16 protein-coding genes are annotated in these 19,283 nt (G+C 55.5%); 4 read left to right on the top strand and 12 right to left on the bottom strand.

Annotation, left to right across the window (positions count from 1 at the left end):
- From HWE17_RS22055 to HWE17_RS22040, 4 genes are all read left to right on the top strand, one after another.
- The coding region (locus tag HWE17_RS22055; protein ID WP_176390245.1) for a DUF2345 domain-containing protein at positions 1-196 on the top strand (196 nt) is incomplete at its 5' end.
- A gap of 2 nt (positions 197-198) precedes the next feature.
- Entirely contained in the window at positions 199-1,134 is a 936-nt protein-coding gene (locus HWE17_RS22050; RefSeq protein WP_176390244.1) for a DUF4123 domain-containing protein, read from the top strand.
- On the top strand, positions 1,131-1,793 hold the full coding sequence (locus HWE17_RS22045; RefSeq protein WP_176390243.1) for a hypothetical protein: 663 nt from the start codon (positions 1,131-1,133) through the stop codon (positions 1,791-1,793). The genes HWE17_RS22050 and HWE17_RS22045 overlap by 4 nt, the downstream gene beginning before the upstream one ends.
- 3 nt (positions 1,794-1,796) lie before the next feature.
- Positions 1,797-3,440, top strand: coding sequence for a DUF2235 domain-containing protein (locus HWE17_RS22040; RefSeq protein WP_176390242.1), 1,644 nt, complete (start codon positions 1,797-1,799; stop codon positions 3,438-3,440).
- A gap of 18 nt (positions 3,441-3,458) precedes the next feature.
- Here the strand turns inward: HWE17_RS22040 and HWE17_RS22035 are convergent, their stop codons facing one another.
- The 12 genes from HWE17_RS22035 to HWE17_RS21980 all read right to left on the bottom strand — a co-directional run bounded on the left by HWE17_RS22035 (position 3,459) and on the right by HWE17_RS21980 (position 19,075).
- Positions 3,459-4,562: a hypothetical protein gene (locus HWE17_RS22035; RefSeq protein ID WP_176390241.1), complete on the bottom strand. Its 1,104-nt coding sequence runs from the start codon at positions 4,560-4,562 to the stop codon at positions 3,459-3,461.
- Positions 4,559-5,395: a PoNe immunity protein domain-containing protein gene (locus tag HWE17_RS22030; RefSeq protein ID WP_176390240.1), complete on the bottom strand. Its 837-nt coding sequence runs from the start codon at positions 5,393-5,395 to the stop codon at positions 4,559-4,561. Before HWE17_RS22030 ends, HWE17_RS22035 begins: the two co-directional genes overlap by 4 nt.
- Before the next feature lie 2 nt (positions 5,396-5,397).
- The gene (locus HWE17_RS22025; RefSeq protein ID WP_176390239.1) at positions 5,398-6,315 is read right to left on the bottom strand and encodes a PoNe immunity protein domain-containing protein; all 918 of its coding nucleotides are present in this window, start codon (positions 6,313-6,315) and stop codon (positions 5,398-5,400) included.
- 1 nt (position 6,316) lies between these two features.
- The gene (locus HWE17_RS22020) at positions 6,317-7,198 is read right to left on the bottom strand and encodes a PoNe immunity protein domain-containing protein (protein WP_176390238.1); all 882 of its coding nucleotides are present in this window, start codon (positions 7,196-7,198) and stop codon (positions 6,317-6,319) included.
- Positions 7,195-8,271, bottom strand: a complete 1,077-nt coding sequence (locus HWE17_RS22015; protein WP_176390237.1) for a type VI immunity family protein — start codon at positions 8,269-8,271, stop codon at positions 7,195-7,197. The genes HWE17_RS22020 and HWE17_RS22015 overlap by 4 nt, the downstream gene beginning before the upstream one ends.
- Complete coding sequence (locus tag HWE17_RS22010) at positions 8,271-9,296, bottom strand: PoNe immunity protein domain-containing protein (RefSeq protein ID WP_176390236.1); 1,026 nt, start codon at positions 9,294-9,296, stop codon at positions 8,271-8,273. The genes HWE17_RS22015 and HWE17_RS22010 overlap by 1 nt, the downstream gene beginning before the upstream one ends.
- A gap of 90 nt (positions 9,297-9,386) precedes the next feature.
- Entirely contained in the window at positions 9,387-10,412 is a 1,026-nt protein-coding gene (locus HWE17_RS22005) for a PoNe immunity protein domain-containing protein (RefSeq protein ID WP_176390235.1), read from the bottom strand.
- A gap of 136 nt (positions 10,413-10,548) precedes the next feature.
- A complete protein-coding gene (locus HWE17_RS22000) occupies positions 10,549-11,802 on the bottom strand; it encodes a type VI immunity family protein (RefSeq protein WP_176390234.1) in 1,254 nt (417 codons plus the stop codon).
- 26 nt (positions 11,803-11,828) lie between these two features.
- Positions 11,829-13,163 carry a PoNe immunity protein domain-containing protein gene (locus HWE17_RS21995; RefSeq protein ID WP_176390233.1) on the bottom strand — a complete coding sequence of 445 codons (1,335 nt, stop codon included), beginning with the start codon at positions 13,161-13,163 and terminating at the stop codon, positions 11,829-11,831.
- Complete coding sequence (locus tag HWE17_RS21990) at positions 13,126-14,151, bottom strand: PoNe immunity protein domain-containing protein (RefSeq protein WP_176390232.1); 1,026 nt, start codon at positions 14,149-14,151, stop codon at positions 13,126-13,128. Before HWE17_RS21990 ends, HWE17_RS21995 begins: the two co-directional genes overlap by 38 nt.
- Before the next feature lie 2 nt (positions 14,152-14,153).
- Positions 14,154-15,914, bottom strand: a complete 1,761-nt coding sequence (locus tag HWE17_RS21985) for a hypothetical protein (RefSeq protein ID WP_176390231.1) — start codon at positions 15,912-15,914, stop codon at positions 14,154-14,156.
- A complete protein-coding gene (locus tag HWE17_RS21980; protein ID WP_176390230.1) occupies positions 15,911-19,075 on the bottom strand; it encodes a type VI secretion system Vgr family protein in 3,165 nt (1,054 codons plus the stop codon). Before HWE17_RS21980 ends, HWE17_RS21985 begins: the two co-directional genes overlap by 4 nt.
- Between the last annotated feature and the right edge of the window lie 208 nt (positions 19,076-19,283).

Genomic DNA, 19,283 nt, shown 5'->3' with positions numbered 1-19,283 from the left:
CGCCAACATCACCATCGAGGGCGGCAACATCACCGTGCAGTGCCCGGGCAAGATCACGGTGCATGCCGGCAAGAAGAGTTTTGACGGGCCATCCCGTGCAAGCTATCCACTGCCGGTAATGCCTCGCAGTATTTGCAAGGAATGTCTGTTAAATGCGGCCAGGAGCGGCTCGCCCTTTGCCGCGAAGGGGGAATGATCATGCGCGAAAACGATGGCGGGACCCCCGCGTGTGGTTTGCAGTTGCTTGCGCTGCTCGATCGTCCTGCTCTCGACAAGGGGGAGTCCCTCTACAGCTTGATTGATGGTGCCAAGTTGGATGGTGTGGCCCGTATCCGCTTGCCTGGCGATCACAGCGTTGAGTTGTATTCCCTGTTGGGTGAATTGGCTGAGCCGGACGCCCTGTACGCTGGCCCGATATTGTTGCGGCATATGCAGCGCGAGAAATGTCCCTTGCTCGCCAAATTGCTGTGCACTGCCGGCAGCGCCCATTTTATGTCGCTGATTGTTTCTGGCCAGCCCCTGCAGCAATTGTTAGAACGGCTGACCTGGTTGACAGAGGTGGTGCACGATGACGGTACCGAGTGGATCATGCGCTACTACGATCCGCTTATCCTGCCGCACTGGCTGGACGTGCTGGAAACGGCGCAGCGCAAGACTGCACTCGCAGGCATCACGGGCTGGTTGTACAAGGACGTGCGTGGGGTGCCACAAATTGTTCATGGCGAGAAAAATGAGGCGCCTGCCCCGCCTGGCAGTGAATGCATGCTTTTGACACAACATCAATATCTCGAACTGATGCATAGAGCATCGCCGTTCATGCTGATGAAGCAAATGGAGAGCGATGATCCGCAGGCGCTCGATGGTTTGCCTCCGGATCAGCGCTACGACTTTTTTTTTGAACAACTGGGCAGGGCGCAGGCATATGGATTAAGTTCGCCCACAGACTTGAAAAGTTACTGCATGTTGTCGCTCATGTTAGGTGCCGATTTTCATCTGGCGCCACTCGCCGCCATCGCTTTGCAGGCCGAAGGAACGGCGCAGTCCTTCAGTGACCGGATCCTGGCCTGGACTCCTGGGCAATGGGCTGCGCTCGAAGAAGTTTCCGCTTCTAATATGAATGCGATCCCGACATGAAAAAACTGACCTCCATCGTGTTGTGCCTATTTATTTTGGCCGCTTGCGATTCCAGGGCGAAGGAAGAACGCTTGCAACAGGAATTAAACGAGAAAACCTTCACTACGACGTCATATAACTACACGCCGTACGATATTTATTCGATCGCATTCAAGGGCATTTCACTGCCATTCAATGTCGATGAAGCGCCCAGCGGCGGTTCCATTTTTTTTCGCGACGCAAGCGAGGCGGAAATGGACAATGGTGAAAAAGTCAGTTTCAGCAGTGGAAATTGCTGTTTCATCTGGGATAGTCCTGTGGATAAACCGCTGCGCGTGCGCGTGGTCTGGAGCGTGGTTTTCGATACGACCTACCACGATGGAAAATCGAGTGTCGACTATGACGAACGCACTTCCAGGATGAGTGCTCCTGGAAGCCGCTGGTGTCAGGCTACTGTTGACATCTTGCCCGCCAAAGGGCCCGAGCGCCCAACCATCGTGCTTTTGCACTTTCTTGCCGATGGTACGGTTCAGGCACATCTGGGCACATTCAAGACGCAGGCGCCGCTTGCTGCCGAGCAGGTAAAACTGCATTCGGCGCGCCTTCCCCAAGGCCAGTTCTGCAAGCAGGAAATCGAGAATCCTTTTTATGGCATACCGCGGACACCGCACAGGGAATAGACCATGAGCAATCCAACGATACGCCGGCTTAGCGACGTCACGAAGAGTGAGCGGCTTGCGCGAGGAATTTATCGCAAGGAACTGGAAAAATGTGCGAAGGAGTCGGATTGCCGAAAGCCCGTCTGGATCAGTTGTTTTTTTGACGGCACTGGAAATAATTTCAAAAAAGATGGCAATGGCTCGCTGGCTTCGTCGAAGGTAAAGTACAGCAATATTGCGAAATTGGGAAAATTTGCGCATACGGCTGAAGATGAAAAAAACAAGACCTACGCGATATATGCGCCAGGGGTCGGCACGCCGTTTCCAGAGGTTCAGGATAGTGGTGATGGAATCGATGGGGCGCTCGGCATGGCATCTGCTGCAAAAGGGCAGGCCCGGATCAGCTGGATGCTGAAGGAGTTCAAGATGCGGGTGGACAAACACATGCCGCATGTAAATCAAATCAATGTTGCGGTGTTTGGCTTCAGCCGGGGGGCAGCCCAGGCGCGGGCCTTTGTACGTCAGTTGGCAGGACAATGTTATCAGCAAGGAGATGGGTTGATCTGGACCAAAAGTGGCGGATTTATTCAGCCGCGTCTGGTGATTTACTTCCTCGGTATTTTTGATACCGTGGCCTCGGTGGGGTTTGGCGGCAGTCGCCTTGAGTCCGATCTCAAATATTACCTGGGGCCTGTGTGGGGGGGCGTGATGTATTTGGCGGACGAGGGCGGCCATGCGGAATGGGCCGCCGATCTGCGTATTCCACCATACGTGCGCTTCTGCGAACATTATGTCGCAGCGCATGAAGTGCGGGAGAAATTCCCATCCGATTCTATTCGAATCGATCAGGCCACTGATTCAAACTGCCGGGAAACCCTTTATCCCGGGGCCCACTCCGACGTGGGCGGCGGTTATGACGACATGAATCAGGAGGGACGCTCAAACGAGTTGTCGCGCATTCCGCTGTGCAATATGTATCTGTCGGCATATGCGGCGGGGGTGCCGTTCAAGTCTCCCGAAGAGGTTCTTCAGGATTATGGCTCGCTGTTTAACATCAGCAGCGAATTGCAGGGATGCTTCGACACCTACATGAAGCACGTCAGCGCAGACAAGCGGCTCGAGAAACAAGTCATCAGCCACATGAACAATTACTATCATTGGCGCTGGGGGCGCACGGAACGCCAGCGCGCGGCGCGCAAAGAACGCGAAGCCATCATCGCAAAGGGGCAGTCCGTCATGTATGCCACGCCGGATAAATACATGACCACGACGGACAGCGAATGGGAACGCGACGTGCAGAACATCGCAGAAAAGAAGACAGGTTTTTTTCGTAGTGCCACGGAACCGCTGGAAGACGCGATCTACGATGCCTGGAAAGGCAAGCTCCGAAAGTCGATGTCGGTTGCGGAGCGGACTTTATTTGACAAATTCTTCGATCGTTATGTGCATGATTCTGTTGCGGGATTCAAGAATCAGATGACTGACGCCAGTATCGGCTTTGTTGAAGCCAGTCGCTGGTCCCGAAACCGGCAGTATTTCATGGGGAAACGGGGCAAGAAATATCTTTATTGGCGATATGAGGGTTCAAAACCGGAATTGGGCGGCGTAAAAGAGGCGATGCTGGTGCCGAAAGAAGCGTCGGCAGGTGGCGATACGGCGATAGCCTAGCAGAAACGGGCTTTGCCGCTATCTGGCGCGGACCGCCTCCCTGGCTTGCTTGTCGCACTCGCGCACGGCCGCTTTGCATGCGGAAAATGCTTCCAGATAGGTCACGGCGCTCTGCCGCTCTGCGACCTGTTCTGCCACCTGCTGCGTGAGTTGCATCGCTGTCGTCGCGGGCATTTTCTCCAGTTTCCTGGTGATGTCTTGTAGCGAATTTTTTTGACGCGCCAGTTCCGCGGCCAGCACGGCCTTGCGCTCGGCGGCGGGCAGGGCCGGATACAGCCGGCCATTGCCAGCCTCGACACTGCCATCGGCCATCATCGACAGCGACGCGTGCGGGGCGCGAAATTCCAGCGCCAGCTTGCCATCGGCCTGCACGATGACCAGCAGTTCCTCGGTGACAGTGCCGGCCGGCAGCGGCAAGGTGCGCGTTTCCGGCTTGCCGTCCGGCAGCCAGCGGTACTCGATGTTGAGCTGTACTGGCTTCTGTGGGGCGGCTGGCAGGTAGAAACAGCAATTGGCGGCGCTGCTCATGTAAGGGTTCAGGGGATCGGTATCGACGGCGTTGGCAGGATTGCCGGCATCGCTGACGCCGACCTGGATGGAGCGGGCGCTGTAGTTCAAGGTGCTGACCGCTATCTTTGCCTCATCGGCCCCAGGCCGGTAGTCATGCTGGCCGCGCTCGCCCCGTTCGGCATGGCCTGCCAGCAGCGGCCGGCGCTGCATGGATTTGATGCCGATGGCAAAGATATGGCTCAGGTAGCCGGTCTCCGAGCGGCCGTCGCGCGAATAACTTCCGCCGGGCGTGTAGTAGAGGTAGCCGATGTCCTCTATCGCCAGGGCGCGCACCTTGCCGTCCTGAGGGAATAATGCTTCCGCCAGGTAGCGATCCCTGGCGCCCATGACCTTGGCGGAGAGCACGCCGGCCCATGCCCGTTCGCCCGCGAAACGGGGAAAGACGTTGAATTCGCCATCGATGAAGGGTTTGATCTTCAGCACATCCTGTGTCATGCCCGTGACGGGATCGATGACGGAGTAAATCCCTGGGAAGGGGCCGTCGGTGGCGTGCGCAAGCGCGGGCATGGCGAAAATGAGACAGGCTGCCATCACGGCGGGTTTGTTGCTCATGCTGGATCCAATCGCATGGAGGGTGGCTGACGCTGGAATGCCACCAGGTCGGCGGGATAGAATGCGGCATCGCGATAGCTGCTGTCGTCGATATCGAGCAGGCAGGTGATGGCTGCCGCTTCCCATGACCAGTAGCCTGAAAATGACGTGTCGCGCGCGTGGCTGTCATGGTAGGGTTCGCGGCGGCTGGCGTCATACCATTTTGCCAGGTAGTCCTGCATCAATGCCGGACGCTCTTGTTTTTCTGCCGCAAATATCTTGAGCGTCTTGACATAGGGCTGGCGGCGCGTGCATGTTGGCCAGGCGGTGTCCCTGCCATCGACGGAAAAAGCCAGCAGGCGTTCGACCAGCCCATCTTTTTCATGGTTGTTGAAATCGATGACAGGCGCCAGGCGGGGCAGCAAATTACCCCAACCCAGGAGAATGCCAAGGCAGATCATCCGGTTGACCTGCTCGTAGCCGTCACCGGGCAGGGCGAAGTGGGGAAATCCCTGTTCCGCGGCGCTGGCCTGCACGTCAAAAGCCCTGTCATAGTTGGCAAACTCTTCCCAGTATTCGAGTATCGTGGGGTACAGCGCGCGCAGATCGGCTGTCGTATGGCCGGCGCTGTAGGCCAGGCTGAGCAGGTCGATGCCATCCCATGCCCGCTGGCGCGTGGCCGTCATGAAGTGTTCTGGCGGGATATTTTTCAGCACTTCGGCAGGCTGTTGCAAGCCTGCCTCCACCATGTCGAAGCACTCGTCCTGGCTGTCTTTGCTTTCAAGGTAAATCGCGTAGGACAGCAGCGGTTCCCTGCGCCTGGCCAAAAAAGTGTGTTCGTCCAGAGTCTGCATCCTTACTCCCGAAAATCCGTGTCATGGCAGGGCTGTTTGCCTTCGACATGTCCGACATCGTCCGCCGCATTCATATCTATGCTGGTATAACGGTTTTCCTCGCGCAGTGCACGCCCATACGCAACGAGATCTGTCGGGTAGGCGAAATGATCGATACCGCTGTCATCGAGGTCAAGTAAAAAAACCGTCGCACCCGCTTCAAATGCCCAGTAACCGTAATAGGGAGCGTGGCCTTCGTCGCTAATGCGCAGATGGCCGTTGTACCAGCGGGGATGATCCTTCATGGCAGGGTACCACTGCTTCAAATATTTTTTAATGAGAGTTTGTGCCGCACCTTCATCGCTTTCATATACCGTCTGCAGCAACGTCTCGTAGGGCTGGCCCAGTACGCAGGTATCGAGGGGCATGTCATCGTCCACATATGCGCCAATCAGCTGTTCAAACAGGCCGTCCTGTCCTCGGTGACTGCGAAATATGCGGATGATGCGCATGACCGAGCGCTGATCGCGCAATAATATGGCGACACTTAGTAATTGCAGCGTATCTTCATAATCGGAAAGGTCGCCGAAATTTGGCGCCGCCCTGTATTTATATGGGCCATACTCGGGGTATTGCGACAATATTTTCTTTTGTTGATGTTGATCGGCTTCGTTCCATTCCGAAAACCTGTCCACGATATCGGACAGCCGTGGCGCAAGTTCCTCGATTGGCACGCCAGCGGTGTAATCCAGCATCCAGATCCAGAAATTTTCCAGATATAGGAAATGGCAAGCCAAACTGGTGTCTCCAGCGCATTCAGCTAATTCCTTGTTTCTTAGCTGAACTTGTAGCAGCGCACGTGAATTCTCCAGGGTTTTTTCATATAACTGCCGACAAAGAAATTGTTGGCGGCGGCGATCATCGAATGGTGGATTTTTCATTTTATTCGCCGCGTTCTCGTTTGGCCGATGGTTTCATCTCCACGCTGCTGTGGCGGCTCTCTTTCCGTAGCTGGCGCGCATAATCGACCAGGTCTTTGGGGTAAACCAGATGGTTGATCTGGCTGTCGTCCAGGTCGAGTAAAAAAACCGTCGCACCCGCTTCAAATGCCCAGTAACCGTAATAGGGAGCGTATCCCTCGTCCCTGATTCTCAGATGCCCGTCGTACCAGCGGGGATGACCTTTCATGGCTGGATACCACTGTTTCAGGTATTTCTGGACCAGTTTGAGTGTCTCTCTCTCATTATTTTCATAGAAAACCTGAAGCAAAGTATCATAGGGCTTTTCGAGAATGCACGAATCGAGATCTTGCTTATCCTCGACATATGCGCCTATCAATTGCTCAAATAAGCCATCCTGGCCACGGTGACTGCGTAGCACATGGATGATGCGTAAGACCGAATGTTGATCGCGCAATAATATCGCAATGCTGAGTAGTTGTAGCGTGTTCTCGTAATTTGCAAGGGTGGAAAAGTCCGGCGCTCCGTTGTATTCGTACGGTCCATAATCCGGAAACTCAAGCGCCGCCTCCTGTTGACAGAATTGATCGATCTCATTCCATTCTTCAAACCTGTCCACGATGCCGTCGATACGCGGCGCCAGTGCATCGATCGGTTCACCCGCTGTGTAGTCCAGCATCCAGATCCAGAACGCTTCCAAATACAGAAACTGATGGACCACAGAGTTTTCCAGCGTTGATTCCACTATCTTTTTATTTGCAAGTCGGACTTCAATTAATGCGAGCAGATTTTCCCGTGTTTTATGGTAAAGATCTTCGTAGAGAAATTTCTGCCGGCGCCGCACGTCGAACGGGGCGGTGATCATTGTTTTTCCGTCGTTTTTGCTGCTCGCTGGCGCAGTTCGGCGCTGGGCCAGTCGCTGTCGGCGTCGAAGCGCCGCATCCAGCGCAGCGAGTCGGCGTCGTTGAAGCGTTCGTTGGGGTCGTTATTCCATTGGGCGCCACTTAGCAGGCCCATATGATCATGACGTATTGGCTTGAGCAATTTGTTGAGTAATACCGGCAGTGCCGGGACACCATCTTCAACCGGGTAAAGCGACGGCTCATCGCCCAATTCAATCCATAGCCCCACGCTGAGTTCTTCTATTTTGATGTTTGGATGATGGAGGCTGAGCTTGACCTGCTCGCGGCTGATATCCAGTTTCTCGCGCCAGGTGTCCGACAGCAGAAAGCCCCACGTGGGGGGACGGATACCTACCGCCAATTCACCGTGCATGCCGAGATAATCATCGATATCAAGTCCGTAAAAATGGGTTGTCAGAGAACGTTCCCAGACTGAGACTTCTGATCGGGAGCCATACGCCAATGGCGTCGCCATGGCAAAGCCGCTGTATACCTGCGCAGCATCAAGGATTTCAGCCGTTTGAAGGACAAATTGTCTCCAGGCGTCTTTATTCTCGAGCCACCATGACCAACGATAGTAAAACTGAATCGACGAATAGGTTCTGTTTGATGGGACCGCGTCGTCGTTCATATAATCCCGAACTTTCCAAAAATATCCTGCCGTGGCAGGTGAGGAAATATGATTTTTCTGATCGGTAAAATTGAAGGCGAAATAGTCTTCTTTTTTTGTTTTTCGGGCAAATTCACGCAGATCTGGCAAATGCTTTGAGCCGTAAGGGTGAGGACGTTCCGAATCAGGGTGCGCGCCAATAAGATAGGGGTTTCCCGTCAGACGCTCAAATTGCTCATGTATATCCACCATCAGCAGTGACGTATCAAGATAATGCTTGCTGTCGTAGAGAAAATAAAAGCTGACGAAAGGGCTGACATTATGTGTGATATGGTCATTTCCATAAGATGAATTCGGCCACTCCTTGAGATCGGAAACAAATTCTTCGATATCATCATTGCCAAGAAAACTGTCCCTTGTAATCATTATTGTTCTTCACTCCAGTACCAGATGGTTTCGCCATGTACCGCATCGTCAAAAACAGGCATGACTTGGTCTTGCTCAAAATGGCTACGGCTGTGTGACTTTGCTGGGGTTTCCCAGAAACCTGTTTGAGGGCAGGGCTGGTCGCCCTCGACACGCCCCTTGCGTATCAGTGGCTCTGTTTCCTGACTGGTGTAGCGGCCTTCTTCCCATAATGTTCGCGCATAATCGACCAGGTCTTTGGGGTAGACCAGATGGTCGATCTGGCTGTCGTCCAGGTCGAGTATAAAGACGGTCGCACCCGCTTCAAAGGCCCAGTAACCGTAATACGCGGCATAGCCTTCCTCGTTGATGTTGAGATGCTCATCGTACCAACGCGGATGATTTTTCATGGCCGGATACCACTGTTTCAGGTATTTTTGAAGCAGGATCAAGCTAGCTTTCTCATCTTCCTCATGGAACACTTGCAGCAGAGTGTTGTAGGGCTTGCTGATAATGCAGGTGTCCAGGTCTTGACTGTCCTCCACATATGCACCAATCAATTGCTCGAACAGCCCATCGTGGCCACGGTGGCTGCGCAGCACGTGGATGATGCGTCGCACCGACCGCTGATCGCGCAGCAGGATGGCGATGCTGAGCAGTTGTAGTGTGTCCTCATAGTCGGAAAGGGTGGAAAACTGCGGCGCACCCTCATATTCATATGGCCCATCTTCTGGAAAATCGAGCGCCAATTCTTGCTGATAGAGTTGATCCACCTCGTTCCATTCTTCAAATTTATCCACGATGTCTGCAATGCGCGGCGCCAGTGCATCAATCGGCTCACCTGCCGTATAGTCGAGTATCCATATCCAGAACGCTTCCAAATACAAAAACTGGTAAATGACCGTTTGACTTTGTGTCGACTCAGCGATATTTTTGTTGAGAAGTTGTCCTTCAAATAATTCGAGTTGGTTTTTTCGCGTGTTATGGTAAATGTCTTCACGGAGAAATTTTTGCCGGCGCCGCGCATTGAATGGACTGGTACTCATTGTTTTCCTGTAAGCTAAACACCATGGAACGTTAATTTATCTCAGCGCTGACGAATTTCGAGGGAAGCATCTCCCATGCTGTCATGGAGGCTACTGTTCCGTACTCCAATACCAAATGATTTCTCCATAATTAGAGTCATCGAAAACTGGCATTCTGTCACCTTGCTCAAAATGGCTACGGCTGTGTAACTTTGCTTGGGTTTCCCAGAAGCCGGTTTGCGGGCAGGGTTGGCCTCCCTCGATACGACCGGCCTTATTTATTAAGGCAGTATCAACACTGGTGTAACGGTGTTCCGCGCGTAACTTGCGGCCATAATTGACCAGGTCTTTGGGGTAGACCAGATGATCAATAGCGCTGTCGTCCAGGTCGAGAATAAAGACCGCCGCTCCGGCTTCAAATGCCCAATAGCCATAATAGCCGGCATAGCCCCCTTCTCTGATTCTAAGATGCTCGTCATGCCAGCTTGGATGATCCTTCATTACCGGATACCACTGTTGCAGATATTTCTTGAGCAAGGTGAGTGTGGCCGTTTCATCTTCTTCATAAAACACATGTAGCAAGGTGTCATAAGGGGCGCCAAGTACGCAGGTATCGCGCTCGACGACGTTGTCGGCATAAGCACTGATCAATTGCTCGAACAGGCCATCTTGACCGCGATGGCTACGTAGTACGTGGATGATGCGTTGCACAGAACGCTGATCGCGTACCAAGATGGCAATGCTCAGCAGTTGCAGCGTGTCTTCGTAGTCGGAAAGTTTCGAGAAATCGGGCGCCCCCGAATATGTATACGGACCATATTCAGGCAGCTTCAGCGCACACTCCTGTTGATACCTTTGATCCACTTCGTTCCACTCTTCAAATTTGTCCACAATATCGGCGATTCGAGGCGCCAGTTGATCGAGGGCTATGCCTGCCGTGTAGTCAAGCATCCATATCCAGAGCAATTCCAGATACAGAAAATGATGAACGGAGGAACTTTCGCCTATCGAATATGCATCCTTTCTGTTTTCTTCTCCTCCCCGGATCAAGGAAAGTTGATTTGTCCGTGTTTTTTGATAAAGTTCTTCATGGAGAAAATGCTGTCTACGTCGTTGATGAAAGGGTAAATCTTCCATGGTTACGTGTTTTTCTCTTGGGTAAATTGTATTCGTGTCAAAGAAGGTACGCGTATCTCGAACCGCAATGCATGATTGCCTTTTCCAATCGAGCATCAGGTCGATGGTCTCGAACCTCGGTACCGTCGCTGTTTCTTCATGCGTTCAGGAAGCGCCACACCGTCAAGCCATAGGCGGAATCCAGATTGCTCATGATCTCGCCCTGTTCAAATCGCCGGGTTTGCGGCGGAATGTCCAGCGCTTGCCATTGTCCGGCCTGCGGGCAGGCCTCGCCGGCGTAGGCGCGCAATTCCAATGGCTCCTGTGCTGGCGCGGCGTCATCCGGGCCGCCGTCATCGCGGCGCTGACGCAGCTCGGCGCTGGGCCAGTCGCTGTCGGCGTCGAAGCGCCGCATCCAGCGCAGCGAGTCGGCATCGTTGAAGCGTTCGTTGGGATCGCCGTCCCATTGACCAAAGCCCAGCAGCGCCATGTGGTCGTTGCGGATCGGCTTGAGCAGCTTGTTGAGCAGCGCCGGCAATTCCGGCACGCCGTCCTCTACCGGGTAGAGCGCCGGCTCCTCGCCCAGTTCGATCCATAGGCCGGAATCTAGCTCGTCGATCCGGATTTGAGGATGCTGCAGGCTGAGTTTTATCTGGTCGCGGCTGAGGTCCAATTTTTCACGCCACGTATCTGATAGCAAAAAGCCCCAGGTTGGCGGACGGATGCCGTCTGCCAGCGAGCCGCTCATGGAAAAAGGATAATCAATGTCCAAACCAAAAAATCGCGGCGCCAGAGAGCGTTCCCACACGGTCACTGCCGAGCGGGTACCGAAGGCAAGCGGATTGGCCATCGAAAAGGCGCTGTAAACCTGATCGGGTTTTAGTTTTTCCATGGTTTCCAGAACAAACTGCCGCCATGCTATCTTGTTGTCCTTCCACCATGACCAGCGATAGTAGAATTGAATGAATGAGTAATCCCTGTTTGATGGTTCTGGATTATCGTTCATATGATCCCGCATTTTCCAGAAATATCCAGCAGTAGAAGGAGACGAGTTGTGTTTTTTCTGATCGGTAAATTTGAAGGCGAAATAGTCTGTTTTTTTTGTTTTTCGCGCAAATTCACGCAGATCGGGTAAGCGCTTGGACCCGTAAGGGTGGGGACGTTCCGAGTCGGGATGTGTGCCGATAAGATAGGGATTCCCTGTCAGTCGTTCAAATTCCTCATGAATACCCACCATCAGCAGTGACGTATCAAGGTGATGCTTAGTGTTGTAGAGGAAATAGAAAGTAGTAAATGGAGACACACCTAGATCTTGATTTCCATCGTCACTGGACATGTTTGGCCATTCCTTGAGGTCAGCAACCATTCCCTCTACATCTTCGGCAGTAAAAAAACGTTCCGTTGTGCTCATCTTTTCTCCTCTCACGTCGTTGTTTTTTATACCTTCAGAAAATGCCACACCGTCAAGCCACAGGCAGCATCCAGATTGCTCATGATCTTGCCTTGCTCCAATCTTTTGGGGGCGGCGGAATGTCCAGTGCTTGCTGCTGACCGGCCTGCGTAGGCGCGCCATTTCAAAGGCTCATGCGCTGACGCAGCCCGGCGCTGGGCCAGTCGCTGGCTGTGCCAGATGGGAAATTGGCTATTGTTCTTCACTCCAATGCCAGATGGTTTCACCGTATGCCGCATCATCAAAAACAGGCATGACTTGGCCTTGCTCAAAATGGCTACGGCTGGGGTTTCCCAGAAGCCAGTTTGGGGGCAGGGTTGGCCGCCCTCGACGCGCACATTGCGTATCAGAGGTTCTGTGCCCAGGCGAGTGTGGCGGCCATCTTTCCGCAGCTGACGTGCATAATCGACCAAGTCCTTGGGATAGACAAGATGGTCGATTTGGCTGTCGTCCAGGTCGAGTAAAAATACCGTCGCACCCGCTTCAAATGCCCAGTAACCGTAATAGGGCGCGTAGCCTTCGTCCCGGATTCTCAGATGCCCGTCATACCAGCGCGGATGATTTTTCATGGCCGGATACCACTGTTTCAGGTATTTTTGGAGCAGGTCGAGCGTGGCCTTCTCATCTTCCTCATAGAACACTTGCAACAGCGTGCTATAGGGCTTGCCGATGATACAGGTGTCGAGGGCTTGTCCATTCTCCACATACCCGTCAATCAATTGTTCGAACAGGCCATCGCGGCCACGGTGACTGCGTAGCATGTAGATGATGCGTTTAACCGAATGATGGTCGCGCAGAAGGATGGCAATGCTGAGTAGTTGCAGTGTGTCCTGATAGTCGGAAAGGATGGGAAACTCCGGTGCTCCCTCATATTCGTACGGCCCAAACTCTGGAAACTCGAGCGCTGCTTCCTGCTGACAGAATTGATCGACCTTATTCCACTCTTCAAACTTATCCACGATGTCGGCGATGCGCGGCGCCAGTGCAGCGATCGGCTCGCCCGCCGTATAGTCGAGCATCCATATCCAGAACGCTTCTAAATATAAAAACTGATGCCCTGAAGAATTTTCCAGCGTCGAGTCGGCTACTTTTTTGTTTTCAATGCCCCCGTTAATTAACGCAAATTGATTTACCCTCGTTTTATTATAAAGATCTTCGTAGAGAAATTGCTGTCGGCGACGCATGTCGAACGGGGTTGTCCTCATTGTTTTTCCGTCGTTTTTTCTGATCGCTGGCGCAGCTCGGCGCGGGGCCAGTCGCTGACTGTGCCAGATGGAAAATTGGCTATTGTTCTTCGCTCCAATGCCAGATGGTTTCACCATATGCAGCATCATCAAAAACAGGCATGATTTGGCCCTGCTCAAAATGGCTGCGGCTATGTAACTTTGCTGGGGTTTCCCAGAAACCTGTTTGAGGGCAGGGCTGGCCACCCTCGACGCGTCCCTTGCGTATCAGTGGTTCTGTTTCCTGACTGGTGTAGCGGCCCTCTTCCCATAACTGTCGTGCATAATCGACCAGGTCTTTGGGGTAGACCAAATGGTCGATCTGGCTGTCGTCCAGGTCGAGTATAAAGACGGCCGCCCCCGCTTCAAAGGCCCAGTAACCGTAATACGCGGCATAGCCTTCCTCGTTGATGTTGAGATGCTCATCGTACCAGCGCGGATGATTTTTCATGGCTGGATACCATTGTTTCAGGTATTTCTGAAGCAGGACTAAGCTAGCTTTCTCATCTTCCTCATAGAATACTTGCAGTAGGGTGTCGTAGGGCTTGCCGATAATGCAGGTGTCCAGGTCTTGACTGTCCTCGACATATGCGCCAATCAAATGCTCGAATAGCCCATCGTTGCCACGGTGGCTGCGCAGCACGTGGATGATGCGTCGCACCGAACACTGATCGCGTAGCAGGATGGCGATGCTGAGTAGTTGAAGCGTGTCTTCATAATCGGAAAGGATGGAAAACTGTGGTGCTCCCTCGTATTCGTATGCTCCATACTCTGGAAGCTCAAGCGCCGCTTCCTGCTGATAGAGTTGATCCACTTCGTTCCATTCTTCAAATTTATCCACGATGTCTGCGATGCGCGGAGCCAGTGAATCAATCGGCTCGCCAGCCGTATAGTCGAGCATCCAGATCCAGAATTCTTCTAAATACAAAAAATGATGGACTGAAGATTTTCCCTGCATTGAGTCGGTTATTCTTTTATTTTCGAGTTCAACATCTATTATCGCGAGTTGATTTTTTCTTGTCTTTGCGTATAGATCCTCGTAAAGGAATTGCTGGCGGCGGCGCTGGTGAAATGGCAGAATTTCCATTGTTATTTTCTCTTGGATCTATTATTTGAAATTGGTTTGCCTGATTTTTTATCTTTTTCTGGTGGCTCTTGTTGAGTGGTGATATTCTTCGATGATATTTTTTTGGCGCGCCTACGATTTTTTTCTATGAGGTCAATTTCAATATAATCAAAGGTATCGCTTATGCCGTGAGTTTTTTTGTGTTTGTCATGTATTTTTATATTGTAGTGATCGCCTGAGGCGAGTAACTCCAATGTCGCTTCAAGATGATCGACAACTCCAGGCGCTGCTACTAACTTGAGCTTGCCGTTTGGGTGGCCTGCCGTCACGAAAGGATTGGAGAACGCGGTGCTTCCCAGCATCAGATACACCCAGCGGTTTTTTAAGTTTCTGTCTAATTTCATTGCGGGGGTTTTTGTGCTGTTGCGTAGCCATTCTATGCCCATCTGTGTACCCTTGATACGATCACTGAGCAAAGTCCATAACATCAGCTCTCTATCGTTGAGGGATGCTGGGGGGCGTGGGATGTTGCCACGTTCCACTTCCTTTTGCAGCCGCTGGAACAGCGTGTAGGCACTGCCACTGAATTTTGCTTCGATGAAATGGAATGTGTCACTATTCGTCTGCCAGATGGTATCCACACCATTCTGTACCATTTTTTTTAAGTCTTCGGGTACAAGCTCTGTCGGGCGTCTGTGTGCGTTATCGGGGCCAACAATGCGCGGGTAGTCAAAGCGCCATTTTCCATTGACGTTACCGTGCGGCCAGGCGGTGGCTTTTTTAAGCACGTGTTCCATATGATAATAATCTGCCATATGCTCGCCGAGGAGTCCCTTTGGCCCGAATGGCACTTTGGACAGCAATTCGCGAATCGGCCGCGACGTATTCTTCACCGGCGCGGTGCCACCGTCGCTGCTCTGGCGGTGCGAGTCGTCCACGGGTTTGTGTTCCTTGCCCTTGCCCGGCGAGTCCCGTTCTTTGGTTTTTGCTTTGGCATCCACGCCCTTTGACTTTTTATCTGAGCTTGTCGTGGGCGACTTGAACTGGGCGTTGGCGCTGTGCGGATGCGTGTTGCCTGGCTTGTGATTGTGCCTGGCCGCCGTATTGGCGCCGGTGCCGGCTGCGACGGCGATTTTTTTTGCCGCCCATAACGCGTCTTCACCCAGCATGTCCTCGATCAAGTCCTGCAACGCCTTGGCGCCTTGCGCAATGCCGGCCTTGAGCGGGCCGCGCACCGCTTCGACTTGCGGCTTCATGTCGCGGGCCAGATGCTGCAAGTCCGACGGCAGCCACCAATGGCTGGTCGACAGGTAGCCGAGCAATTGCACGCAATTGTCCAGCGCGCTCATCGCCGTGCTGATTGCCAGCTGGGTGTTTTGCGCCCACTGGAAGGTTTTCAGGAATTTGATCGCGGCGCCCTTGCTCTTGCCCAGCATCGCTTCGATCATGACATTGCCGCCAGCGGCCGCCGCGCCCACCTCCTTGCGGTACTTGCGCAAAGGCTTGATGATGGTCTTGAACAGGCTGCCGACTTCCGGAATGCAGCCGAACGCCGCCAGCGCCATGTCGACCCAGTCATCGCGGGTCGCGCGCGACACGCCTTTCCTGCCGACGCGGTAGATCATGCCCGAGACATCGCGCACGTCCATCACCTGGTCAACCACGGGGATCAGGGAAATGGCGCCGCCGACGATCATGGCGGCCTTGCCCTGGTCATCCTCGAAGTCGCCCAGGATCAGGTCCTTGAAAAACTCGACAATCTCGTCGACAAAATTCTGGCTCATGCCTTGGGCTCCGGCTTACTGTTTTTTCGGGCTGCCTCCAGCAATGCGGATGCCTGTTTCAGCTGCTGCCTCGCTTGCTGCAAACGGGGTTCCGCTACCAATGGGGGCGCCACCCAGTCGCGCTGGTCTTCGCCATATTCAATGTGATAGGCGCCGGGAGGAATGTTTTCGAGGCGGGCATGGCCCTTGTCGTTGAGCAATCCACTGAGGGAAGTGCCATTGGCGAACGTGATTTTGTAGGGCGAGTTCATGACTGGCTCGAGATCGCCATAATGCAGGTTCAGCTCGACTGCCCGGCCCAGGTCGGCCGCATTCGGCATCGCCGGCAAGGTGGGCTGGCTGCTTGCCGGTCCCGTCAATTCCTTCATGCTGGCGTTGAAATCGATTTTTCCGGGGCCATGCAGCATGATGTTGCCGCCTTCGAGGCGGATGTACGCGCCCTGGGCCGTCATCAGGATGTGCTGCTTGGCCGCCGCCGTGACGCTCTTGGCGGTGCTGCTGACGGTGATGGCCTTGTCCGCTGTCAGCCGTGTCGCATCGGACTGGCTTTGACTGCTGACCTTGCCGCTGGCCGCATGCAGGCGGATACCGGTTTCCTGGTTGGGCTTGTCCTTGCTGCTGGCCTTGCCGTAGGTGAACAGGCTGATGCCCTTGCCCAGCGCGTACAGGCTGTTGCCCTGCGCGGCAAAGTTGAGATCCGCGCCCGCCGTCAGACTGCCATTGCCGCCAGCGACCAGCACGGCGTTGGCTGGCGTGGTGGCGGCGATGCCGGACGGACTGGATAATTGCAGTTGCGGGTCGCCATACGCGCTGGCCTGGCCTTCGCCGCCCGCCGCCTGCTGGCCCTGGCCCTGGCCCGTCGTGGCGGCGCCCTCGGCCGTCGCGCCCAGGACCTCGATGCTGTGCTGCATCTGGGCGAGGGCGGGGAGCTGGGCGGCTGGCGAAGGCGTCTCCGCCTGGTCCGGCGTGGCAGTGGAAGCTGGCGCGGCCGCACCGGCTGTGGCCGGGCTGGGCATTTCGAGCGCGAAATGTTTCTGCGCCTGCTCAGTCAGCGAGGTCTGCAGTTGCAAGCTTTGCCTGAGCTGTTCCAGCGCTTCCTGCGCATCCATCTGACTGCCGCTGGCATCGCGGCCATGCGCCGACAGCAGCATGCCCGCTCCCGCGCGCAGGGCGGCGCTGTGTTCCGTTTTCAGCTCGGCGCCAAAGCCTGCCGGCGCCAGCCGCTGGTTGTCGCTCTGGTGGCGCAAATGGCCCAGGTTCAGTTCGGCCGTGCCCTGGTGAGGGCCGGCGTGGCGCTGCAGGGCGACGCGGCCCTGGCCCGGGCTGTCGTCGAACACCAGCTGGCTGTAGGCGCCGCCGCCGCCCTGGCTCGTTGGCAATGCCTGCGTCTTGATGCCCGACAAGGCCGCCGGGTGGGCGTGGGCGCCGGCCTGGCCGGGAAACCAGGCCGGCGCGTTGCCCGTCGCCGCGCCCGTGCCTTGGCTGACCTGATTGTTTTGCGCGTCGGCCTGACCGCGGCCGTTGTACAGCGTGCCGATGACGACGGGGCGGTCGATATTGCCTTCCAGGAAATCGACGAGCACTTCCTGGCCCACGCGGGGCAGGGCGTTGCTGCCCCAGTTGGCGCCAGCGACGGGCGCCAGCGGCGTGGCCACCCTGACCCAGGTGCCGGCGCTATCGTTGCCGGGCGCGCCCGTGTGGCCGTCGGCCGCCGGATGCGCCAGCCGGCTATGGCTTTGCGCGCCCCGCTGCCAGTGGAATTGCACCTTGATGCGGTGGTCGCGGTCCGTATGCAGCTGGGCGCCGGCCGGGCCGACGACGATGGCGGTCTGCTGGCCCATGATGACGGGGCGTGGATGCAGCAGCTGGCCGTGGTCGTTGGCATAGGTGCTGCGGTAGGGGACCTTGCTGCGGATGGCGTCGATGCGGTTGCGGTAGGGCGGGCGTTCGCTGATGGTGTCGCCGACGGCATGCAGGCTGCCGGCCGCCTCTTCGCCGATCAGCGCGTCGAGCAAGCCCTGGCCGAAGCGCTGTAGCAGGCCGCCGCCGAGTTCCGCATCGAGGTTGTTATGCATCAGGTGCACCGTGCGGGTGACGAGGAAGCTTGCAGCGTCGCCACCGCCCGCCGCATCCGTTTGCGCCTGGCCGCTCAGGGTAAACGTGGTGCCGGGCGCCAGGGTGCGCACGGTGCCGGCGCCCGTAAACACTTCCCTGGCCGCCGTCAGCGCCTGCAACTGGCGCTCGGCAAGCCGTTGTCCGTGTTCGCGCGACGGGTAGGCATAGGCGCCGGGCGCGTCGCGACTGACCAGCGCCATCGTTCCGTCATGGGCGCTGGCGGCGCTGATGGGGCGCTGGCCCAGTGCGCGGTAGTCCCAGCTGGACAGTTCAATGCCGTTGGTTTGCTGGCGCAGCTGCATGCGCCAGCGATCCATCGTGTCTTGCGGCATGACGGCGCCTGGCTGGCTGTAGGCAATGCTGGCCTGGGTGTTGGGCTTGAAGCTGCCGTTGTGGTCGGCGATGACGAGGGTATGGCTGCCCAGGCTGGCGCTGCCCGCGTCGCCCGTGTGTTCGGCATAGTAAAACAGGCCTTCCTCGCTCATCAGCCGCTCGGCAAAGGCCCAGTCGCTTTCCTGGTATTGGCTGCAGATGCTGCGTTTCGGATAGATTGCGCGGTCGAGCAGGTCGAAGCGCCAGGCCGGCGCCAGCATGCCCTGGCCCTGGTAGCGGGCAAAGACGACTTCCAGGATGTCGGGCACCGCCAGGTCCTGGAAGACGCGGCTGTCGCGGCCGTGCGCCAGGAAGGCCGTCCACGGCTGCATGGTCAGGTTGTAGCGGGCAAAGCCGCCGTTCGCGCCCGCCAGTTCGACGGCGGTGACGTGGCCATGGAACGGGCGCCAGCCGCCATCGGCCATGAGCAATTCCAGCAGGATGGGCTGGCCGATCAGCGACTTGAGGGGAATGGCCGCGTCGAGCGACAGGGCGGCGATGTTGAAGGTATAGCCCAGCCCCAGGCCTTCCTCGCCGCGCACGCATTCGGCCAGCAGCTTGTCCGGGCCCAGGGGCGTGCTCAGCTTCAGCAGGCGCGTGGCCTGGCTGTAGCCATTGGCGACGGGTGCTGCACCGGATGATGACGACGCGTTTGTTTGGACCAATTCGGACATGGACTGGAACTCCGTGTGGCGAGATGAGTGTGCTTGCAATTAATTCAATGATTTACTTATAAGATTACACCTCAGAAATAATGATTTAACAAGCGCGATTCAATTGAATCGTGCGCCGGGGCCTGTCCTTCCATGTCGTGCGGGCTGTTTTCTCCCTATCAGGTAGAGTGCGGATCTTGCCAATTCCACCATTGAAAAAAATTGTGCA

Source organism: Janthinobacterium sp. BJB401 (assembly GCF_013372745.1).
GTDB classification, from domain to species: Bacteria; Pseudomonadota; Gammaproteobacteria; order Burkholderiales; family Burkholderiaceae_D; genus Janthinobacterium; species Janthinobacterium rivuli.
The sequence above is the reverse complement of the archived record's forward strand: the minus strand, read 5'-3'. Positions and strand labels throughout refer to the sequence as shown.

Excerpts from the sequence above, each read along its gene's own strand:
- HWE17_RS21980 (WP_176390230.1), bottom strand. The coding sequence starts at position 19,075 with ATGTCCGAATTGGTCCAAACAAACGCGTCGTCATCATCCGGTGCAGCA.
- HWE17_RS22035 (WP_176390241.1), bottom strand. The coding sequence starts at position 4,562 with ATGAGCAACAAACCCGCCGTGATGGCAGCCTGTCTCATTTTCGCCATG.
- HWE17_RS22000 (WP_176390234.1), bottom strand. The coding sequence starts at position 11,802 with ATGAGCACAACGGAACGTTTTTTTACTGCCGAAGATGTAGAGGGAATG.
- HWE17_RS22020 (WP_176390238.1), bottom strand. The coding sequence starts at position 7,198 with ATGATCACCGCCCCGTTCGACGTGCGGCGCCGGCAGAAATTTCTCTAC.
- HWE17_RS21995 (WP_176390233.1), bottom strand. The coding sequence starts at position 13,163 with ATGGTGAAACCATCTGGCATTGGAGCGAAGAACAATAGCCAATTTTCC.
- HWE17_RS22050 (WP_176390244.1), top strand. The coding sequence starts at position 199 with ATGCGCGAAAACGATGGCGGGACCCCCGCGTGTGGTTTGCAGTTGCTT.
- HWE17_RS22030 (WP_176390240.1), bottom strand. The coding sequence starts at position 5,395 with ATGCAGACTCTGGACGAACACACTTTTTTGGCCAGGCGCAGGGAACCG.
- HWE17_RS22005 (WP_176390235.1), bottom strand. The coding sequence starts at position 10,412 with ATGGAAGATTTACCCTTTCATCAACGACGTAGACAGCATTTTCTCCAT.
- HWE17_RS22010 (WP_176390236.1), bottom strand. The coding sequence starts at position 9,296 with ATGAGTACCAGTCCATTCAATGCGCGGCGCCGGCAAAAATTTCTCCGT.
- HWE17_RS22025 (WP_176390239.1), bottom strand. The coding sequence starts at position 6,315 with ATGAAAAATCCACCATTCGATGATCGCCGCCGCCAACAATTTCTTTGT.
- HWE17_RS22045 (WP_176390243.1), top strand. The coding sequence starts at position 1,131 with ATGAAAAAACTGACCTCCATCGTGTTGTGCCTATTTATTTTGGCCGCT.
- HWE17_RS22040 (WP_176390242.1), top strand. The coding sequence starts at position 1,797 with ATGAGCAATCCAACGATACGCCGGCTTAGCGACGTCACGAAGAGTGAG.
- HWE17_RS22015 (WP_176390237.1), bottom strand. The coding sequence starts at position 8,271 with ATGATTACAAGGGACAGTTTTCTTGGCAATGATGATATCGAAGAATTT.
- HWE17_RS21990 (WP_176390232.1), bottom strand. The coding sequence starts at position 14,151 with ATGGAAATTCTGCCATTTCACCAGCGCCGCCGCCAGCAATTCCTTTAC.
- HWE17_RS21985 (WP_176390231.1), bottom strand. The coding sequence starts at position 15,914 with ATGAGCCAGAATTTTGTCGACGAGATTGTCGAGTTTTTCAAGGACCTG.